This window comes from Leisingera sp. SS27 (genome assembly GCF_028368855.1).
Lineage (GTDB): Bacteria > Pseudomonadota > Alphaproteobacteria > Rhodobacterales > Rhodobacteraceae > Leisingera.
The window spans coordinates 1-1,370 of sequence record NZ_JAQNCY010000027.1 but is presented as its reverse complement, the minus strand read 5'-3'; the positions used below and the strand labels follow the sequence as shown (position 1 = coordinate 1,370).

At 61.5% G+C, this 1,370-nt stretch carries 1 protein-coding gene; it reads left to right on the top strand.

Annotation, left to right across the window (positions count from 1 at the left end; translation table 11 throughout):
• Positions 1–82: 82 nt before the first annotated feature.
• Positions 83–1,255, top strand: a complete 1,173-nt coding sequence (locus tag N6L27_RS23215; RefSeq protein WP_271909791.1) for an IS5 family transposase — start codon at positions 83–85, stop codon at positions 1,253–1,255.
• The last annotated feature ends 115 nt before the right edge of the window (positions 1,256–1,370 follow it).

Genomic DNA, 1,370 nt, shown 5'->3' with positions numbered 1-1,370 from the left:
TAACAGGCTGCTGAAATAGTCCTGTCTCGACAGCGGTTTGAGAACATGATTCACCCTCAGCACGTTAGCGGCGGGGGTGAGTATGCGGGGGACAGACGAGACGAGCGGGTCGCTGTTCAGCTATGTCGATCTGGAGGAACGCATCCCTCCGCGACATCCGCTGCGCAAAATTCGGCAGGTGGTGAATGACGCGCTCGTCAGCCTCGATGTCGAGTTCGAGGCGCTTTACACGGATTTTGGCCGCCCCTCGATCCCGCCGGAGCGTCTGATCCGGGCGAGCCTGCTACAGATTCTGTTCTCGGTCCGATCCGAACGGCAGTTGATGGAGCAGATGGACTACAATCTGATGTTCCGCTGGTTTGTGGGCCTCGGGATCGACGATCCGGTATGGGTTCCGACCGTGTTCACGAAGAACCGCGACCGGCTGCTAACGACCGAGATGTCGCGCAAGGTGATGGCGGCGATCCTGGCTCATCGCGAGGTCGCACCTCTGCTCTCGGGCGAACACTTTTCGGTCGATGGCACGCTGGTGAAAGCCTGGGCATCGATGAAAAGCTTCCAGCCGAAGGTCGACGCCACCCCGCCCGACGATGAAGGGCCGGGCGATCCGCCCGCCCCGGACACCCCGCCCGAAACCGAGCCTTCCAACAGCCCCGCCAGGACCGATCCGATGCCCGGAAATTCCCACCGCCACCGCAATGCCGAGGTCGACTTCAAGGGCGAGAAGCGCTCCAACGCCACGCACGTATCGACCACCGATCCGGACGCACGGCTCTACAAGAAATCCCCTGGCACCGGGGCCATGCTGTGCTTCATCGGGCATGCGCTGATGGAGAACCGCTCGGGCATGGTCGTGCAGGGCGACCTGACCCAGGCCGACGGCCATGCCGAACGTAAGGCCGCCCTGGACATGATCCATCGCCATTCCCCTGGATCAACCCGGCGACTGACGCTCGGTGCCGACAAAGGCTATGACGCGTCAGGGTTCGTGTCAGACCTGCGCCAAGCCTGCGTGACGCCCCATGTCGCCCAGAAAGCGAGATATTCAGCGATTGATGGCCGAACCACACGGCACGAGAGCTATGCCCTGTCCCAAAAGCACCGCAAGAGGATCGAGGAACCGTTCGGCTGGGCCAAAACAGTCGGAGGCATGGCGCAAACCATGTATCGCGGCATTGATCGCGTCCGATCACGCTTCATCCTAACCATGGCCGCAAACAATCTTGCCCGGCTACCACGGTTGCTGGGGGCGTGAAGGGAAAGATGGAACCAGGAGCGATACGCAGACGCATCGACAGGCATGACACATCCGTCGAACCGGACCGGATCACGGGAAAGCGTTCCGGCTCAACAACTATTTCAGCAGCCTG